The sequence below is a fragment of the Plantactinospora sp. GCM10030261 genome, from assembly GCF_042666615.1.
Classification (GTDB): domain Bacteria; phylum Actinomycetota; class Actinomycetes; order Mycobacteriales; family Micromonosporaceae; genus KBS50.
The window spans coordinates 98,459-113,238 of record NZ_JBHTDD010000018.1 but is presented as its reverse complement, the minus strand read 5'-3'; the positions used below and the strand labels follow the sequence as shown (position 1 = coordinate 113,238).

Genomic DNA, 14,780 nt, shown 5'->3' with positions numbered 1-14,780 from the left:
AACGAACGGACGATACCTGACCCACCGCGCAGTACGCGACCCCCTCCGTTCCGCGACGATCGAAGGATCAACGGGTCAGGTGGCGCCGCCCTGACCGGTGTCCGTGCCAGGCTCGCCGGGCGGTGTGGCCGGCCGGGGAAACATGCGGGACGCGGCGATCTGGGCGCTGATCCCCGACGTGTCCAGCGCCTCGGCGAGCCGGCGACGCAGTTCCCGGGCGACCGCGAACTGCCCGTCGGCGGTGGTCTTCACGATCGTCCGAATGGTCGCCCCGTCCACGGTTATCTGTTCGACGCCGAGCACCTCGGGCGGTTCCACGATCGACGGCGTCAATTCGGGGTCGACCGCCACCGTCGCGGCCGCGGCGGCCAGGATGCCGGTGGCCACCTCGGCCTTGGCGAAACCGATCGGCATATCGACGATGACCATGGCCCAGCCCTGGCTCTTGTTGCCGACCCGAATGATCTCCCCATTGCGGATGTACCAGAGCACACCACGGGCGTCCCGCACCGTGGTGACCCGCAGCCCGACCGACTCCACGATGCCGGTCGCCTCGCCCAGGTCGACCGTGTCACCCACCCCGTACTGGTCCTCCAGCAGCATGAACAGGCCGGCGATCAGGTCCTTGACCAGGGTCTGGGCGCCGAAGCCGATGGCCACCCCGGCGATCCCGGCACTGGCCAGCAGCGGACCCAGGTTGAAGTTCAGCTCGCTGAGGATGGTCAGCACCGCGATTGTGAAGACCACGGCCGTGATGCCGCTGCGCAGCACCGACCCGATGGCCTCCGCGCGCTGCCGCCGCCGCTCCGGCACGAACGCGCCCGGATCGTCCGCCGCCGGCTGCCGCTCGCGCAACGGACGCAGGATCGCCGGCGTCGCGGTGTGGCTGGTGGTCCGCACCAGCCGCTTGATCGAACGGTGCAGCAGGTACCGGACCAGGATCGCGCCGAGCAGGATCAGCAGGATGCGCAGCGGCTTGAGCAGGAGCCAGTAGCTGCTCTGGGCGAACCACTCCGACCCGGTCCAGTCCAGGATCTGCTGGCACCAGCTGTCGCTCCGGCAGTCGGCGCTCGGGCTCGGAAAGAGATCGCCGGACGGCGACGTCGGGGCGGGGGTCGGCACGGGACTCACCGCTTCTTCGTACCGCACGCGCCGGTCCCGGGGCCCACCGACCCGCCCGCACCGCCACCAACCTGCCGGCGGGCACCAACCGGACAGAAGCGGTGACTCCACCCGCCCGATCGGGCCGTCGAACCACCCGGTCATGAAACCTTCACCGCATCGTTGGGATTGATGGCCGGGATTAGTACGTGCAATCGCGGCACCTATCGGGGACGATGGGCGCACGGACGCCGGTGATCTGCCGGCGTCGGCCGCGGTCTGGACGGGGACCGGGCCGCGGTCGACGGGCAGCTGACGGGAGCGGACGAGGACACTGACCCGGGAGGGTGAGCGCGATGCCTGACATACGACCCATGGCGGGCTCCGGTGCGTTGGTGCTCAACGCGACCTACGAGCCGCTCTGTGTCGTGTCGGTGCGTCGAGCCGCGATCCTCGTCCTGTCCGCGAAGGCGATCTGCGTCTGCGACGGTGAGGGCATCCTGCACAGCGCGCGCAGCGCGCTGCCGGTCCCGTCGGTGGTCCGGCTGACCCGATTCGTCCGGGTGCCGTACCGCACCCACGTCGGTCTGTCCCGCCGGGCGATCTTCGCCCGGGACAGTTGGCGGTGCGCGTACTGCCGGGGACCGGCCGAGACCATCGACCACGTGTTCCCGCGCAGCCGGGGCGGGCGGCACGCCTGGGAGAACGTGGTCGCCGCGTGTGCCCGGTGCAACCACACAAAGGGCGACCGGACGCCTGCCGAGTTGGGGTGGCGGCTGCACACGGTGCCGGCGGCTCCGAAGGGGATGGCCTGGCGGGTGCTCGGTCACCGGGCGCCCGACCCACGCTGGGCGGACTGGCTGGACCTGCGGGAGCCGGAGGCGGCCTGACCTCAACGGGCGGCGACCAGGGTGGCGTAGACGACCACGTTGTCGGCGTAGCCGACCTGGCCGCCGACCCAGCGGCCGCCACAGGTGATCAGTCGCAACCCGGGCCGGTCGAAGTCGCCGAACACCTGGTCCGCCGGGAACCGCTCCTTGTCGTACCGCTTCGTGGACGTCACCTGGAAGATCGCCACCGTGCCGTCGACCCGGCCGATCTCCACCCGGTCACCCGTTCGCAGCCGGCCCAGCTGGTGGAACACCGCCGGTCCGGTCCGGGTGTCGACATGGCCGACGAGCACCGACGGGCCGTACTGACCGGGGGTCGGGCTCTGGTCGTACCAGCCGGCCACCTGGGGCTGGTCGTCCGGTGGCGCGGCGATGGTGCCGTCCGGGGCCAGGCCCACCGAGGTCAGCGGGGCGTCGAGGTCGATTGACCGGGCCGCGATCCGGGTGGGCTCGCTGGCCGCCAGCATCGGGAACCTGCGGGGCGGCTCACCCGGCTCCGGATACAGACCGGCGAGCAGCGACGTCCCGGTGACCTGCTGGTAGCCCACGATCGCCAGAACGATGCCGACAAGCACCAGCACGACGGCCATCGGGCGCCGCGGGCCGAGCCGGCGGCGCGGCCGGACCCGCCAGTTCAGCGATCCGTGCGCCACCGGCCCCCGGCCGAGCGCGAACGGGTTGGCGGGGCGCCGCCGCCCACCGACCGGTGCCGGTGGCGGGCGTACCGGCAGCGTCCCCGGCGGTACGTAGTCCGTCGGATCCTGGGTGGTGATGCTCGCCGCGCCGGACTGGAGCAGCACCTGCCGCACGGTCCGGGTCAGGACCGCGCGCCGGGGCGGTCGGGCAACCGGCGCCGTCATCCGCGCGTGGGGGTCAACCCGCGTGCGGACGGCGGCGCCGACCGAACAGCCCCAGGCCGAGCCCGAGCACGACGATGCCGAGCCCACCGGCGATCACCATCGGACCGGCCGCCCCGCCCGCCGTGCCGCCGCCGCCGGTCGCCGGACCCTGGGACGGCTTTGTCATGTTGACCACGGTGAGCGTGGTGGTCGCGGTGTTGCCGTTGGCGCAGGTGAGGTTGACCGGGTACTGACCCGGCGGCTTGTTGCCCGGAACGGTGGCCGACCCGGTCTGCACGTTGTTGTCCGGTTGCAGGAAGACCCGACCGAAGGCGTCGGACTCCACGGACGCCTGCCGGTTGTTGGCGTCGGCGCAGTTGGCCCGGATATTGACCCGGCCGCCCGGTTCGACGGCGTTGGGCGTCACATCGACCGTGGTGGTCTGTTGTGCCCGCGCCGGAGCGTTCGTCACGACGAGCAGCGCGCCGAGCAGCGCTACCGCCGCCGTCGCCGTGCGCAGCAGCCGGCACAGGAATTCGAGGCCCCGCATGATCCCCCCTCTCCGCGCCGGCCGGATGACCGGGCGGTGCGTGGGTGCCCTCATCGGCCGGCTGTGTTCCCCGTGGACCCGCCGGGACACCCGGGACGGGCTGGCAACCGGACCTATCCGGGGGCGAGGGGGGTGATCGGTCGCCAGGACAACGGCGTGGAAAGCACCACCGTGCTCGCCGGCTGACCGTACGGGGCCAACCGGTCGATGACCCCCTCGAACGCGTCCATGGTCGAGGCGGCCACCTTCAGCACGCTGCACGCGTCACCGGTGATCCGGTGGATCTCCAGGATCTCCGGCCAGCCGGCGACCTCCGGGTCGCGAAGCACGCAGCGCGGGCCGTAACAGAACATCCGGATCAGGGCGATCACGGTGCGCCCGGCCCGGGGCAGGTCGACATGCGCGTGGTAGCCGCTGATCACCCCGGACTCCTCCAGCCGGCGGACCCGCTCGGCCACGGCCGGGGGCGACAGGTGCACCCGGCGGGACAGTTCGCTGTACGACAGCCGCGCGTCGGCCTGCAACTCGCGCAGCAGCGCCCAGTCCATCTCGTCCACGCCGGCACTTTCCCTTCATTAAGCGATCCCGGCAAGCGGCCTCATGTTCAACGGTGGGGCGGCCCGAGCGCCGTTGATCCGGCATTCCATCCGCCGCTCCGACCGGGAGAACATGAACGCTACCCGGACGAGAAGGGACACGATGGTGGAGAGCACGGACCTGCGGGCGGCCGATCCGGCCCCGGTGCGACCGGCCACCGCGGCGGAACGCGAGGCCCGGGCGGCGGCGAACGGTGGCGACCCGACCCTGGAGTTCGACAACCTGGTGCCGTACGACGCGTACGTGCGGGCCAGCGACCTGCACCGGCTGCAACGGACGGTTACCTCCGACCCCGGCGAGATGTCGTTCCTCATGATCAGCCAGATCATGGAGTTGTACTTCAAGCTCACCTGCTTCGAGTTGCGGGAGACCCAGCGCCTGCTGCGGGCCGACGACGTGTGGGGCGCGCTGGCGCCGCTGCGCCGGGCCGCGCTGGATCTGGAGGGGCTGAACGCCGCCTGGCGCGGTCTGCGCTGGATGACCCCCATCGACTTCAACCGGTTTCGCGACCAGCTCGGCGAGGGTTCCGGCTTCCAGTCGGCGATGTACCGGCACCTGGAGTTCCTGCTCGGGCTGCGCAACGCGGCGCTGATCCGGCCGTTCCGGCGGACCAGCACCGAGTACGCCGAACTTGTCGACACCCTTGCGGCCCCCAGCGTGTGGGACGACGTGCTGGCGCTGCTCGCCCGGCGCGGCCACCACGTGCCGGACGAGGTGCTGCACCGGGACTACTCCCGGGAGCACGAGCCGAGTCAGGCCGTCGAACGGGCGTGGCTGGCGGTGTATGCCGACGAGGGCCCGGACAACCACCTGCGGCTGCTCGGGGAGGCGCTGGCCGAGGTGGCCGAGCAGTTCGGCGACTGGCGGTACCACCACGTCAAGGCCGTGCAGCGCACCATGGGCGCGAAGGTCGGCAGCGGCGGCTCGGCGGGACTGACCTGGTTGCAGCGCAGCATGGCCCGGGTGGTGTTCCCCGAGTTGTGGTCCGCTCGCACCGGCATGTGACCGGCGGGAGAATACGCGTCATGCCCAGCACCCCCGAGAGCGACGCCCACCGGCTGGACGAGGCCGAGGCCCGCCGGTTGGACGAGGCCGATCCCGGCCACCGGCACCTGTTCCACATCCCGCCGGCCGACGGCGGCCGGTATCCCGAGGTCGCCTACCTGGCCGGCAACTCGCTCGGCCTGCCACCCAGGGCGACCCGCGACGAACTGCTGGCCGATCTCGACGCCTGGCGGCTGCTGGGCGTGGAGGGCCACCTGGACGCGGACCGCCCCTGGATCGCGTACCACGATCTGCTCACCGAGCCGGCGGCGCGACTGGTCGGCGCCCGGCCCGCGGAGACCGTGGTGATGAATTCGCTGACGGTCAACCTGCACCTGTTGATGGTGTCGTTCTACCGGCCGGCCGGCGAACGTCACCGGATCCTGATCGAGGACACCGCGTTCCCGTCGGACAGCTACGCCGTGCGCAGCCAGGTTCGGTACCACGGCCTCGACCCGGACGAGGCGGTGGTGCGGTTGCGTCCCCGGCCGGGCGAGGAGACCCTGCGCACCGAGGACGTCTGCGACTACCTGGCCCGCGAGGGCCACCGGGTGGCGCTGGTCCTGTTCGGCGGGGTGAACTACCTGACCGGCGAGCTGATGGACATCCCGACGATCACGGCGGCGGCCCGGGCGGCCGGCGCGGTGGCCGGGTGGGACCTGGCGCACGCCGCCGGCAACGTGCCGCTGCGGCTGCACGACTGGGACGTCGACTTCGCGGCCTGGTGCTCGTATAAGTACCTCAACGCCGGCCCGGGCGCGCTGGCCGCCGCCTTCATCCACGAACGGCACCTGGACGATCCGAACCTGCCCCGGTTCGACGGTTGGTGGGGGACCGACGCGGCCACCCGATTCGAGATGGCGCCGGTGTCCCGGCCGCCGGCCACCGCCGAGGCGTGGCAGCTCTCCAACCCGCCCATCTTCGCGATGGGTCCGGTCCGGACCTCGCTGGAAGTCTTCGACACGGTAGGCATGGACGCGTTGCGGGCCCGCAGCCGCCGCCTCACCGGATTCCTGGAGCGGCTGCTCGACGAGGTCGTCCCCGCCCGGCCGCTGACGGTGGTCACCCCACGGGAACCCGAGCGGCGGGGTTGCCAACTGTCGGTGCGGCTGACCGGAGGCGGCACCGGGGAGCTGACCAGGCGGCTGCGGCACGAGCACGGCGTGATCGCCGACGCCCGGGAACCGGACATCATCCGGTTCGCTCCGGTGCCGCTCTATTCGACGTACCACGACTGCTGGCGGGTGGCCACGGCGCTCGCCGAAACGGTGGAGGGACGACTGTGACTGACACGCGACGCGACGACGAGGTCGCGATCGTCGGGGCCGGTCTGGCCGGCTGCCTGCTCGCCTGCTTCCTGGCCCGGCGGGGTTACCGGGTGGCGCTCTACGAGCGGCGGGGTGACCCGCGTACCGGTCAGGTCGAGCGGGGTCGTTCGATCAACCTGGCACTCTCCGAGCGGGGTCTGGACGCGCTGCGCCGGATCGGGCTGGCCGAGCAGGTCATGTCGGACGCGCTGCCGATGCGCGGTCGGATGATCCATCCGGTGACGGGGGAGACGACGTTCCAGCCATACAGCGCCACCGAGGATCGGGCGATCAACTCGATCAGCCGGGGGGCGCTGAACAACGCGCTGCTGGACGCCGCCGAGGCGGCGCCGGGCGTCCGGATCGCCTTCGACCACCGGCTGGTGGGCCTCGATCCGGCGACCGGCGACATGATGTTCGAGACACCGGCCGGCAAGGACCCGGCCGCCGCGGCGGTCGTCCTGGGCACCGACGGCGCCGGCTCCGCGGTGCGCGGGCAACTCCTCGGGTACGGGGCGCTTACCGAAAGCCTCGATTTCCTCGACTACGGCTACAAGGAGTTGACCATCCCCCCGATCGGCGGGGACTACGCGCTCGATCCCGAGGCGCTGCACATCTGGCCACGCGGCACCTCGATGATGATCGCCTTGCCGAATCCGGACCGGTCGTTCACCTGCACCCTGTTCTGGCCGACCCACGGCACGGCGAGCTTCGCCTCGTTGAGCAGTCCGGCGGCGATCGAGGCGCACTTCGCCGCCCACTATCCGGACCTGCCACCACTGGCCCCCAACCTGGTGGACGACTTCCAGCAGAACCCGGTCGGACTGCTCGGCACGGTGCGCTGCGGACCGTGGCAGGTTGGCGGCACGGTGGCGCTGCTCGGCGACGCGGCGCACGCCATCGTCCCGTTCTACGGCCAGGGCGCCAACTGCGCCTTCGAGGACGTGGTGGAGCTGGACCGGTGCCTGGACGACTGCGGCGACGACTGGACGGCGGCGCTGCCGCTGTTCGAGCGGCGGCGCCAGGAGAACGTGGAGGCCATCGCCCAGATGGCGCTTGACAACTTCGTCGAGATGCGGGACAAGGTCGCCTCGCCGATGTTCCAGCTCGGTCGCCGGGTGGAACACGCACTGGAACGGGCCCTGCCCGGCCGGTACGTTTCCCGGTACGAACTGGTGTCGTTCTCGACCACCCCGTACGCCGAGGTTCGGCGCCGGACCCGCCGGCAGCACCGGGCGCTCGGCGCGGTGGCCGCCGGGGCGGTCGCGCTGTTGCTGGGCGCGGCCGGCACCGCCATCAGCCGAGGGAGGCGCGGGTGACCGGGGGCTGGGATCCGCGGCTGATGACCGGCCGGGCCCCGGACGGGCCCCGGCTGCTGCGCAACTTCGTCGGTGGCGAGTTCGTCGACACCGGGCGGCGGTTCGCCAAGCACAGCCCGGTCACCGGTGAACCGGTCTTCGAGGTGGCCGAGGCGGACCCTGGGACCGTCGACGGCGCGGTGGCCGCCGCGCGGGCCGCGTTGCGTGGGCCGTGGGGCCGGAGCGGCGAACGGGACCGGGCCGATCTGCTGCGCCGGATCGCCGACGAACTCGACAGGCGCTTCGACGATCTGGTCACGGCCGAGGTAGCCGACACCGGCAAGGCCATCGCGCAGGCCCGCACGTTGGACATCCCGCGCGGGGCGGCGAACTTCCGGACTTTCGCCGAGATCGTGGCGACCGCGCCGGCCGAGTCGTTCACCACGGTGACCCCGACCGGCGGACGGGCGCTCAACTACGCCGTCCGGAAACCGGTCGGGGTGGTGGCCGTGGTGGTCCCGTGGAACCTTCCGTTGCTGCTGCTCACCTGGAAGGTGGCCCCAGCGCTGGCCTGCGGGAACGCCGTCGTGGTGAAGCCCAGCGAGGAGACGCCCGCGTCGGCCACCCTGCTCGCCGAGGTGATGGCGGCGGCCGGCGTACCGGACGGGGTGTTCAACCTGGTGCACGGCTTCGGCCCGGACTCGGCGGGGGAGTTCCTCACCCGGCATCCGGGGGTGGACGCGATCACCTTCACCGGCGAGTCGGCCACCGGCAGCGCCATCATGCGCGCCGCGGCGGACGGGGTGAAGGCGGTCTCCTTCGAGCTGGGCGGCAAGAACGCCGGATTGGTCTTCGCCGACGCCGACCTGGACGCCGCGATCGCCGGCTCGGTCCGGTCCAGCTTCACAAACGGCGGTCAGGTGTGCCTGTGCACCGAGCGGTTGTACGTGCAGCGGCCGGTCTTCGACGAGTTCGTCGAGCGGTTGGCCAAGCGTGCCGGCGAACTGTCGTACGGCTGGCCGGCCGACGAGGCCACCGCGAACATGCCGCTGATCTCGCACCAGCACCGGGACAAGGTGCTCGGCCACTACGACCTGGCCCGGGCCGAGGGAGCCGAGGTGCGAACCGGTGGCGGAACGCCCCGGTTCGGCGACGCCCGCGACGGGGGCGCGTACGTCGAGCCGACGGTGCTGACCGGACTCGGGCCGGACGCCCGGACCAACCGGGAGGAGATCTTCGGACCGGTTGTGCACGTGGCGCCGTTCGACGACGAGGAGGAGGCGTACGCCGTGGCCAACGGCACCGAGTACGGCCTGGCGGCCACGGTGTGGACCCGGGACGTGGGCCGGGCGCACCGCGCCGGCACCCGGTTGGACGCCGGCATCGTCTGGGTGAACACCTGGTTCCTGCGCGATCTGCGTACCCCGTTCGGTGGGGTGAAGGCCAGCGGCATCGGTCGCGAGGGCGGCGTGCACTCACTCGACTTCTATTCCGAACTGACGAACGTCTGCGTGGACCTGACATGAACGCGAGAAGTGCCGCGTGGATCATCAAGCACGGCGAGGTCGACATCGACGGGGCGGCGGCCGAGTTGGACACCGCCCGGGACGAGGGCAAGCCCTGCCCGCCGCTGCGGGACCGGCTGCTGCCGGCCGGTGATATCGAGTCGGCGTACCAGGTGCAGCAGCGCCAGGTGCGGCGCTGGCTGGCCGGCGGGCAGCGCCGGGTTGGTGCGAAGGTGGGGTTGACCTCCCGGGCGGTGCAGGAGAGCTTCGGCGTCTTCCAGCCCGACTTCGGGGTGCTTACCGACGCGATGGCGGTGCCGGACGGCGACGAGATCGACCTGGCCCGACTGCTCCAGCCACGGGTCGAGGCCGAGGTAGCCTTCGTGCTCGGGACCGACCTGACCGACGAGCGGGTGACCACTGTGGACGTCGTCCGGGCCGTCGACCACCTGCTGCCGGCCATCGAGGTCGTCGACTCCCGGGTGGCCGGCTGGGACATCTCCATCGTGGACACCGTTGCGGACAACGCCTCCAGCGGCCTGTTCGTCCTCGGAACGGCCCCGCGCCGGCTCGCCGACGTGGACCTGCGATTGTGCGGCATGGTGCTGGAGCACGCGGGCGAGCCGGTGTCGGTGGGCGCCGGGGCGGCCTGCCTGGGCAACCCGCTGCACGCGCTCGCCTGGCTGGCCGGCACCCTGGCCCGCGCCGGCGACCCGCTGCGCGCCGGGGAAGTGGTGCTCTCCGGGGCACTCGGCCCCATGGTGCCGGTGACGCCCGGTGCGGCGTACGAGGCGCGGATCTCGGGGCTGGGGTCGGTGCGGACCTGTTTCTCTTCGCGAGAGGTTTCATCATGACGGTCGGGGTGGCGGTGATCGGTTCCGGCAACATCGGAACCGACCTGATGATCAAGGTGCTCCGGCTCAGTGAGAGCCTGCGCATGGTGGCGATGGCCGGCATCGACCCGGCCTCCGACGGGTTGGCCCGGGCCCGCCGGCTCGGCGTGGCGACCACCGCCGAGGGCGTCGAGGGACTGGTGGCGCTGCCCGAGTTCGCCGACGTGGCGTTGGTCTTCGACGCCACCTCGGCCGGTGCGCACCGGCACACCGACGCGGTGCTTGCGGCGCACGGCCGGACTGTGGTCGACCTGACCCCGGCCGCCCTCGGCCCGTACGTGGTGCCGCCGGTCAACCTCGACGAGCACCTGCACGAGCGGAACGTCAACATGGTCACCTGCGGCGGGCAGGCCACCGTGCCGATCGTCGCCGCCGTCGGCCGGGTCAGCCCGGTGGCGTACGGCGAGATCGTCGCCTCGATCGCCTCGAAGTCCGCCGGACCGGGCACCCGGGCCAACATCGACGAGTTCACCGAGACCACGGCTCGGGCCATCGAGGTGGTGGGCGGCGCCGAGCGGGGCAAGGCGATCATCGTGCTCAACCCGGCGGATCCGCCGCTGTTGATGCGGGACACCGTCTTCTGCCTCTGCCCGGACGTCGACGCCGACCGCGCCGCGATCGCCGCGTCGGTGGCCGACATGGTGGCCACCGTCCAGGAGTACGTGCCGGGTTACCGGCTCAAGCAGGACGTGCAGTTCGACCGGGTGGACGCCTACCTGCCGAGCCTCGGCCGGCGGCTGGACGCGCTGCAGGTCTCCGTCTTCCTGGAGGTTTCCGGGGCCGGTCACTACCTGCCCGCGTACGCGGGAAACCTGGACATCATGACGTCGGCCGCGCTGCGTACCGGCGAACGGCTGGCGGCGCTGCGCGGCTCGCGACCGGTGGCGGGGGTGACCTCGTGACGGACCTCTACATCCAGGACGTGACACTGCGCGACGGGATGCACGCCGTCGCCCACCGCTACACCGTGGACCAGGTCCGTGCCATCGCGGCGGCGCTGGACGCGGCCGGGGTGGCGGCGATCGAGGTGGCGCACGGGGACGGGCTCGCCGGGTCCAGCGTCACCTACGGCCACGGCGCGGCAAGCGACGCGGAGTGGATCGCGGCGGCGGCCGAGGTGCTCACCACCGCGAAACTGACCACCCTGCTGCTGCCCGGCATCGGCACCATCGCCGACCTGCGGGCGGCCCGGGACCTCGGGGTGACAAGCGTCCGGATCGCCACCCACTGCACCGAGGCGGACATCTCCGCCCAGCACATCTCGTGGGCCCGGGAGAACGGCATGGACGTCTCGGGCTTCCTGATGATGTCCCACATGAACGACCCGGCCGGGCTGGCCGCCCAGGCCAGGCTCATGGAGTCGTACGGGGCGCACTGCGTCTACGTCACCGACTCCGGCGGCCGGCTGCTGATGTCCGACGTGGCCGAACGGGTCGACGCCTACCGGCAGGTGCTCGACCCGGCGACGCAGATCGGTATCCACGCGCACCACAACCTCTCGCTCGGGGTGGCGAACAGCGTGGTCGCGGTGGAGCACGGCCGGATCCTCGGCGCCGGTCCGGCCGACGCCGGGGCCACCCACGGGCGGACGGTCCGGGTGGACGCCTCGCTCGCCGGGCAGGGCGCCGGCGCCGGCAACGCGCCGCTGGAGGTCTTCGTGGCGGTCGCCGAGTTGCACGGCTGGCGGCACGGCTGCGACGTGTTCGCGCTCATGGACGCGGCCGACGACCTGGTGCGGCCGACCCAGGACCGGCCGGTCCGGGTGGACCGGGAGACGCTGTCGCTGGGGTACGCCGGGGTCTACTCCAGCTTCCTGCGGCACGCCGAGCGGGCGTCGGCGCGGTACGGCGTGGACGTCCGGTCGATCCTGGTGGAGTTGGGCCGGCGGCGGATGGTCGGCGGGCAGGAGGACATGATCGTGGATGTGGCGCTGGACCTGGCCGGGGAGGCGAACCGGTGACCGCGGAACCGGTGGCGTCGGCCGACCCGGCGAGCGCGGCTGACCCGGTGGCGCTCGCCGAGCGGCTGGGGGTGGCGGCCGACTCGGCGACCCCGATCGCCCAGCTCGCCGCCGAGGCCGGGCTGGACACCGACGCCGCGTACGCGGTGCAGGACGCGCTGCTGCGGCGCCGGTTGGCCCGGGGCGAACGCCTGGCGGGGCTGAAGATGGGGCTGACCAGTCGGGCCAAGATGGCCCAGGTCGGGGTCGACGAGGTGATCTGGGGGCGGCTCACCGACGCCATGCGGGTGCCCGACGGGGGGCAGGTCGACGTCTCCGCGTACATCCATCCTCGGGTCGAGCCGGAGGTCGCCTTCCTGGTGGACCGGGTGCCCGAGCCGGACGAGCCGCTGGGCTCGTTCGCTGACGCGGTGCGCGCGGTGGCCCCCGCGATCGAGCTGATCGACTCCCGGTACGCCAACTTCCGATTCTCGTTGCCCGACGTGATCGCGGACAACACCTCCGCGGCGGCGTTCGTGGTGGGACCGTGGTCGCCGGTGCCGGACGGCCTGGACAACCTGGGCGTGCTGCTGGAGATCGACGGCCGGGTGGCCCAGGTCGGCTCGACGGCTGCGATCCTCGGCGACCCGCGCCGGGCGCTGGCCGAGGGGATCCGGCTGGCCGGCCGGCACGGCGTGCGGCTGGAGTCGGGTTGGGTATTCCTCGCCGGGGCGGCGACCGCCGCGGTGCCGCTGCGGCCGGGGGCGCACGTCCGGGCCGTCGTCGAGAAGCTCGGCACCGCGTCGCTGCGGGCGGCGTCGCTGGGGGCGGCGTCGTGACCGGTGGGCGGGTCGTCGCGGGGAAGGCGGTGCCGCGCGGGGCGTTTCCGCACGTCAAAGTCGCCGGCGGGTTCGTCTTCGTCTCGGGTACGTCGAGCCGGCGGCCGGACAACACGATCGCCGGTGCCACGGCCGACGAACTCGGGACGGTGTCGCTGGACATCCGGGAGCAGACGCGGGCGGTCATCGAGAACGTCCGCGACCTGCTGCGCGCGGCCGGCGCGGAGCTGACAGACCTGGTCCAGGTGACCACGTACCTGGTCAACATGAACGACTTCGGTGGCTACAACGAGGTCTACGCCGAGTACTTCGACGCCACCGGCCCGACCCGGACCACGGTGGCCGTACACCAGTTGCCGCATCCGCACCTGCTCATCGAGATTCAGGCCGTAGCCGTACTTCCTGGAGGTGGGTCGTGACCGAGATCGCCGAGCCGTTCAGCTTCCCCGGCTGGATCGCCGAGCACCAGCACCTGCTCAAGCCGCCGGTGGGCAACAAGGAGATGTTCCCCGGCCAGAGCGACTTCATCGTGATGGTGGTCGGCGGGCCGAACCAGCGCACCGACTTCCACGTCGACCCGTACGAGGAGTTCTTCTACCAGGTCAAGGGCAATATGCACGTCAACCTGATGACGCCCGAGGGTCCCCGGACGGTGCACGTCCGGGAGGGGCAGATGTGGATGCTGCCGCGCGACATGCCGCACTCGCCGCAGCGGCCCGAGCCCGGTTCGATCGGGATGGTGGTCGAGCGGGTGCGGGAGCCGGGGACGCTGGAGAAGTTCCAGTGGTACTGCCCGGAGTGCGGTAACAAGGTGCACGAGGTGGAGCTGCAGGTCCGCGACATCGCCGCCGACCTCCCCCCGGTGTTCCAGGCGTTCTATGCCGACGAGGCGGCCCGGACCTGCGACAAGTGCGGCACCCTGCATCCGGGCAAGGGCTGATGGCGTTGCGGGACGCACCCGGTTCGCCGGTGGTGGACGTGCACACGCACGTCGTACCGAAGGGCTGGCCGGATCTCGACGCGATGTGCGGCGGGTCCGGCTGGCCCTGGCTCCGCGTCGACTCCGAGCGCGACGCCATGATCATGGTGGGCGAGACGGAGTTCCGGCCGATCGGCGCCGCCTGCTGGGATCCGGCGACCCGGGAGGCGGACATGACCGCCGACGGGGTGGACGTGCAGGTGATCTCACCTACCCCGGTCTTCTTCTCCTATGAGCGTCCGACCGGGCAGGCGGTCAAGGTCGCCCGGATCTTCAACGACAAGGTGCTGGAGCTTGCCGCAGCCGGCGGTGACCGCTTTGTGCCCTTCTGTCAGGTGCCGTTGCAGGATCCGGACGCTGCCTGCGCCGAGCTGGATCGCTGCCTTGCGGCCGGGCACGCCGGCGTCGAGATCGGCAACCACGTCGGCGACCGGGATCTGGACGACGCGGGGATCGTGACCTTCCTCCAGCACTGCGCCGCGATGGAGGCGCCGGTGTTCGTCCACCCATGGGACATGCCGGGCGGTCCGCGGCTGGACCGGTGGATGGCCCGCTGGCTGACCGGCATGCCGGCCGAGACCCACCTCTCCGCGCTCTCGATGATCCTCGGTGGCGTGTTCGACCGGGTGTCCCGATCGCTGCGGATCTGCTTCGCGCACGGCGGCGGCAGTCTCCCGTTCTGGCTGGGGCGCGCGGACAACGCTTGGCACCGCCGCGGCGACCTGGTCCGGGGGGACTCGGCCGCGCCGCCCAGTTCGTACGTGGACCGCTTCTCGGTCGATTCGGTGGTGTTCAGCCCGCCGGCACTGCGGCTGCTGGTGGACACGCTCGGGGTGGACCGGGTCATGCTGGGCAGCGACTACCCGTACCCGCTCGGGGAGCGGCCGGCCGGCGCGGTGGTCCGGCGGGCGGACTTCCTCACCGAGACCCAGCGGGACCAGATCCTGTCTGGCAACGCGCTGCGTTTCCTCGGCAAGCCCCGTATATAAAGTTAACCAA

Annotated in this window: 16 protein-coding genes; 12 read left to right on the top strand and 4 right to left on the bottom strand. The window is 72.0% G+C overall.

Going from position 1 to position 14,780, the window contains the following annotated elements; all coding sequences use genetic code 11:
• Positions 1–75: 75 nt before the first annotated feature.
• Positions 76–1,266 (bottom strand): mechanosensitive ion channel family protein, encoded by a 1,191-nt coding sequence (locus tag ACFQUZ_RS21125; protein ID WP_377444895.1) that lies wholly within the window; start codon positions 1,264–1,266, stop codon positions 76–78.
• A 191-nt stretch (positions 1,267–1,457) separates the two neighbouring features.
• Here ACFQUZ_RS21125 and ACFQUZ_RS21120 point away from each other — a divergent pair, with 191 nt between their 5' ends.
• Positions 1,458–1,991 (top strand): HNH endonuclease, encoded by a 534-nt coding sequence (locus ACFQUZ_RS21120; RefSeq protein ID WP_377444892.1) that lies wholly within the window; start codon positions 1,458–1,460, stop codon positions 1,989–1,991.
• 2 nt (positions 1,992–1,993) lie between these two features.
• On the opposite strand, the gene ACFQUZ_RS21115 is transcribed toward ACFQUZ_RS21120, so the two are convergent.
• The 3 genes from ACFQUZ_RS21115 to ACFQUZ_RS21105 form a co-directional block, all read right to left on the bottom strand.
• Entirely contained in the window at positions 1,994–2,851 is an 858-nt protein-coding gene (locus tag ACFQUZ_RS21115) for a class F sortase (RefSeq protein WP_377444889.1), read from the bottom strand.
• 13 nt (positions 2,852–2,864) lie between these two features.
• Positions 2,865–3,380: a hypothetical protein gene (locus ACFQUZ_RS21110; RefSeq protein WP_377444886.1), complete on the bottom strand. Its 516-nt coding sequence runs from the start codon at positions 3,378–3,380 to the stop codon at positions 2,865–2,867.
• Between the two features lie 113 nt (positions 3,381–3,493).
• Positions 3,494–3,937, bottom strand: coding sequence for an Lrp/AsnC family transcriptional regulator (locus ACFQUZ_RS21105; RefSeq protein ID WP_377444884.1), 444 nt, complete (start codon positions 3,935–3,937; stop codon positions 3,494–3,496).
• A 145-nt stretch (positions 3,938–4,082) separates the two neighbouring features.
• Here ACFQUZ_RS21105 and ACFQUZ_RS21100 point away from each other — a divergent pair, with 145 nt between their 5' ends.
• From ACFQUZ_RS21100 to ACFQUZ_RS21050, 11 genes are read left to right on the top strand one after another with little or no spacing between them, the layout of a single operon-like run.
• Positions 4,083–4,982 (top strand): tryptophan 2,3-dioxygenase, encoded by a 900-nt coding sequence (locus ACFQUZ_RS21100; RefSeq protein WP_377445001.1) that lies wholly within the window; start codon positions 4,083–4,085, stop codon positions 4,980–4,982.
• Positions 4,983–5,002: 20 nt separating this feature from the next.
• Positions 5,003–6,307, top strand: coding sequence for a kynureninase (gene kynU / locus ACFQUZ_RS21095; protein ID WP_377444881.1), 1,305 nt, complete (start codon positions 5,003–5,005; stop codon positions 6,305–6,307).
• The gene (locus tag ACFQUZ_RS21090) at positions 6,304–7,647 is read left to right on the top strand and encodes an FAD-dependent oxidoreductase (RefSeq protein ID WP_377444878.1); all 1,344 of its coding nucleotides are present in this window, start codon (positions 6,304–6,306) and stop codon (positions 7,645–7,647) included. The genes kynU and ACFQUZ_RS21090 overlap by 4 nt, the downstream gene beginning before the upstream one ends.
• Before the next feature lie 23 nt (positions 7,648–7,670).
• The gene (locus ACFQUZ_RS21085) at positions 7,671–9,152 is read left to right on the top strand and encodes a 2-hydroxymuconic semialdehyde dehydrogenase (protein ID WP_377444998.1); all 1,482 of its coding nucleotides are present in this window, start codon (positions 7,671–7,673) and stop codon (positions 9,150–9,152) included.
• Positions 9,149–9,985: a 2-keto-4-pentenoate hydratase gene (locus ACFQUZ_RS21080; protein WP_377444876.1), complete on the top strand. Its 837-nt coding sequence runs from the start codon at positions 9,149–9,151 to the stop codon at positions 9,983–9,985. Before ACFQUZ_RS21085 ends, ACFQUZ_RS21080 begins: the two co-directional genes overlap by 4 nt.
• Positions 9,982–10,926, top strand: a complete 945-nt coding sequence (locus ACFQUZ_RS21075; RefSeq protein WP_377444873.1) for an acetaldehyde dehydrogenase (acetylating) — start codon at positions 9,982–9,984, stop codon at positions 10,924–10,926. Before ACFQUZ_RS21080 ends, ACFQUZ_RS21075 begins: the two co-directional genes overlap by 4 nt.
• A complete protein-coding gene (gene dmpG, locus ACFQUZ_RS21070; RefSeq protein ID WP_377444871.1) occupies positions 10,923–11,984 on the top strand; it encodes a 4-hydroxy-2-oxovalerate aldolase in 1,062 nt (353 codons plus the stop codon). Before ACFQUZ_RS21075 ends, dmpG begins: the two co-directional genes overlap by 4 nt.
• Before the next feature lie 47 nt (positions 11,985–12,031).
• Entirely contained in the window at positions 12,032–12,802 is a 771-nt protein-coding gene (locus ACFQUZ_RS21065; RefSeq protein ID WP_377444995.1) for a 2-keto-4-pentenoate hydratase, read from the top strand.
• The gene (locus ACFQUZ_RS21060; RefSeq protein WP_377444869.1) at positions 12,799–13,221 is read left to right on the top strand and encodes a RidA family protein; all 423 of its coding nucleotides are present in this window, start codon (positions 12,799–12,801) and stop codon (positions 13,219–13,221) included. The genes ACFQUZ_RS21065 and ACFQUZ_RS21060 overlap by 4 nt, the downstream gene beginning before the upstream one ends.
• Positions 13,218–13,742, top strand: a complete 525-nt coding sequence (locus tag ACFQUZ_RS21055; protein ID WP_377444865.1) for a 3-hydroxyanthranilate 3,4-dioxygenase — start codon at positions 13,218–13,220, stop codon at positions 13,740–13,742. The genes ACFQUZ_RS21060 and ACFQUZ_RS21055 overlap by 4 nt, the downstream gene beginning before the upstream one ends.
• Entirely contained in the window at positions 13,742–14,770 is a 1,029-nt protein-coding gene (locus ACFQUZ_RS21050) for an amidohydrolase family protein (protein ID WP_377444863.1), read from the top strand. Before ACFQUZ_RS21055 ends, ACFQUZ_RS21050 begins: the two co-directional genes overlap by 1 nt.
• Positions 14,771–14,780: the final 10 nt, after the last annotated feature.

Coding starts and splice junctions, on each gene's coding strand:
- ACFQUZ_RS21125 (WP_377444895.1), bottom strand. CDS start 1,266: ATGACCGGGTGGTTCGACGGCCCGATCGGGCGGGTGGAGTCACCGCTT.
- ACFQUZ_RS21120 (WP_377444892.1), top strand. CDS start 1,458: ATGCCTGACATACGACCCATGGCGGGCTCCGGTGCGTTGGTGCTCAAC.
- ACFQUZ_RS21115 (WP_377444889.1), bottom strand. CDS start 2,851: ATGACGGCGCCGGTTGCCCGACCGCCCCGGCGCGCGGTCCTGACCCGG.
- ACFQUZ_RS21110 (WP_377444886.1), bottom strand. CDS start 3,380: ATGCGGGGCCTCGAATTCCTGTGCCGGCTGCTGCGCACGGCGACGGCG.
- kynU (WP_377444881.1), top strand. CDS start 5,003: ATGCCCAGCACCCCCGAGAGCGACGCCCACCGGCTGGACGAGGCCGAG.
- ACFQUZ_RS21085 (WP_377444998.1), top strand. CDS start 7,671: ATGACCGGCCGGGCCCCGGACGGGCCCCGGCTGCTGCGCAACTTCGTC.
- ACFQUZ_RS21080 (WP_377444876.1), top strand. CDS start 9,149: ATGAACGCGAGAAGTGCCGCGTGGATCATCAAGCACGGCGAGGTCGAC.
- ACFQUZ_RS21075 (WP_377444873.1), top strand. CDS start 9,982: ATGACGGTCGGGGTGGCGGTGATCGGTTCCGGCAACATCGGAACCGAC.
- ACFQUZ_RS21050 (WP_377444863.1), top strand. CDS start 13,742: ATGGCGTTGCGGGACGCACCCGGTTCGCCGGTGGTGGACGTGCACACG.